Origin of the sequence: [Phormidium] sp. LEGE 05292, from assembly GCF_015207735.1 — a bacterium.
Lineage (GTDB): Bacteria > Cyanobacteriota > Cyanobacteriia > Cyanobacteriales > Aerosakkonemataceae > Floridanema.
This window is the reverse complement of record NZ_JADEWG010000309.1, coordinates 1-2462: the sequence shown is the minus strand read 5'-3', so window position 1 is coordinate 2462 and position 2462 is coordinate 1. Positions and strand designations below refer to the sequence as shown.

The window sequence follows — 2462 nt, the reverse complement described above, 5'->3', positions numbered from 1 at the left end:
CTCCCCATCTCCCCATCTCCCCATCTCCCCATTTCCTCTGCTCCCTGCTTAAAAGATTAACAGCTAATCAAGGAGAAGGTTTAGCTGTGGGAGTTGGTTGTGGTGTCGGGGTGACTGGGGTAGAAGTTGCTGCTGGTGTTGTTGCTTGGGGTGTGGGTTGTGGTGTTGGGGTGACTGGAGTAGAAGTTGCTTGGGGTGTGGGTTGTGGTGTTGGGGTGACTGTGGGTGCAGCTTGGGGTGTGGGACTTGCTGTGGGTGATGTGGTGGGTGTGGGAGTTTGAACTGGGGCGACAGTAGGAGCGGGGGCTTGTTTTTCTCCTAAAATACTACGATTACCAGTGTCATAAAAACCTGCGATACAAGCAATCATTAAAGTTGCTAAAGTACCGACAAATAAGGCTTTCCAACCTAATTGAGAAATGTCTTTTCTGCGCGAGGGTGCTAAAGCGATCGTACCACCGACGAAGATGCCAACGGAAGCAATGTGAGCAAAACCAGAAAGGGCGTAACTGACAATTAACACTGTGCGATCGCTCACCTTTCCTTCTGCTGCTGCTTGTGCTAAAGCTTGATAAGGTGGAATTGCTGTTTCTAAAAGTCTGCGTCCAATAATTACCGAAGCTGTCCAAGTTTCATCAAAGGAAATTCCAGTTAATAATGTCAATGGATAAAACAGAACTCCTAGAATAGTTTGTAAAGTCTTAGCACCTAATACTTGATTAGTTAATGAAACTAATCCCAGAATTAAAATTAATACCGCAGCAATGGAAACAGCCATTTTTACCCCATCAAGTGCGCCCAAAATTGCTGCATCCATTGGGCTAACTCGTTCAATTGGTTCTCCGCCTACTGTTTCTGTTGGTGCTGCTTCCGGGTCAAATTCTACTTTTTCTTCTACTGGTATTCCCCCTGCTGTTACTGGTACTTGTGTTTCTGGAACTAAGATTTTTGACAGAACAAAACAGGCAGGAATTGCCATGATTGATGCTGATACCAAATGCCCTAAAATGTTGGGAAATACTGGTTTCAGGAAATTGACATAAATTGCTAAGGTTGAGGAGGCAGCTGTGCCAAAACAACAAGATAAAATTGCACAGATTTCACTGCGCGTCATTTTAGCAATAAATGGTTTGACTGCGATCGCTGCTTCTATGCCCACGAAAATGTTAGCCGCACCACTAAGCGATTCTGCGCCGCTTAATCTCATGGTTTTGTAGAATATTTTGGCAAAAACGTTGGTAATTAATTGAATAATTCCTAAGTTGTATAGTAATGCCATTAATCCCGAAAAGAAAATCACCGCAGGTAAGGCACGAAAAGCAAAAATATAACCTAAATTCACATCTGCTGGTTTTCCTGGTATAGGAACAATGTTTTTGCCAAAGACAAAGTTTGCCCCCACATCTGCTGCTAAAAATACGCTGTCTAGTAAACTACTAAATATTTCTAAAGCTGTTCTAGTCAGAGGAAATTGAAATACTAAAAATCCCAAAACTAATTGTAAGAGTATGCCACCAATAATGACTCGCCAAGGGATAACTTTACGATGTTCGGAAAAGACCCAAGCGACTATACACAATCCGAATATTCCCAAAAAGGAAATTAAGTTTAGGTAAGACATAAATTAACTCCGTTGTTCATAATAATTCAGGGTGATAAATTCCACTAGACAGGAATTCAGGAGTTCATCAGAAAGATTGTCTTATTAGAGGGTACAACATGAGATAGGTAAGAAGATGAGAAAAATTATACTCTTTAATTTTTTAGTCAGGAAATACAAAAAAGGGTATGATTGATAGATTTGTTATTTAACTATGATAAAATTCTTAGCTAATTTACCCTATCTGGGAAAATTTTCGCTTAAATCTTGTAAACTAGGATTTGGCTCTTTTACTGGCAAGGCAATATTCAGTAGCACATCTAGTCTACTAAAGTTGATAATGGGCGATAAAACCCTAGATATATGAAACATGGAAGCTTTTGCCCCTGTTCCGCCTGAATGGATTGAAAAAGCGACTCACGCACAAAATTTCTGTTGTCCGACTTGTCAAGGTACCAGTATGGAAGCCCAACGAGTTTGGATAAATCGTCGATCGCCTGTGTACACTGAAGACTATCGGAAAAAATGGCAGGAGTTTTATTACTGCCGTTGTGGTACTGTTTGGTGGGCTTGGAGTACAGAACGTCCACCTTCAGAATTTGCAAATCGCGATCGGATCGATCTCCCAGAATAATAGATCCCCGACTTCTTGAAGAAGTCGGGGATCTATTATTCTGGGGTATACTTTCAAAGTCATTCAAAAATTTAATAGCATCAATTTCACTAGTAAAAGTCGGCTCTCCCGTACCTGTGGGGATAAGTAAATCTTATTTAAATAAACAAGCTAACAGCTTTTCTCGCAAAGATTCAAAGCTTTTAAAGCCATAGCTTTGTCGAATAATGAGCTTAATTCTATTATTAA

Annotated in this window: 2 protein-coding genes; one reads left to right on the top strand and one right to left on the bottom strand. The window is 40.5% G+C overall.

What is annotated here, in order from left to right:
- Positions 1-67: 67 nt before the first annotated feature.
- The gene (locus IQ264_RS32205) at positions 68-1621 is read right to left on the bottom strand and encodes a NupC/NupG family nucleoside CNT transporter (protein ID WP_193986805.1); all 1554 of its coding nucleotides are present in this window, start codon (positions 1619-1621) and stop codon (positions 68-70) included.
- Positions 1622-1970: 349 nt separating this feature from the next.
- On the opposite strand from IQ264_RS32205, the gene IQ264_RS32200 reads away from it, so the two are divergent.
- Positions 1971-2234, top strand: a complete 264-nt coding sequence (locus tag IQ264_RS32200; protein ID WP_193986803.1) for a hypothetical protein — start codon at positions 1971-1973, stop codon at positions 2232-2234.
- Positions 2235-2462: the final 228 nt, after the last annotated feature.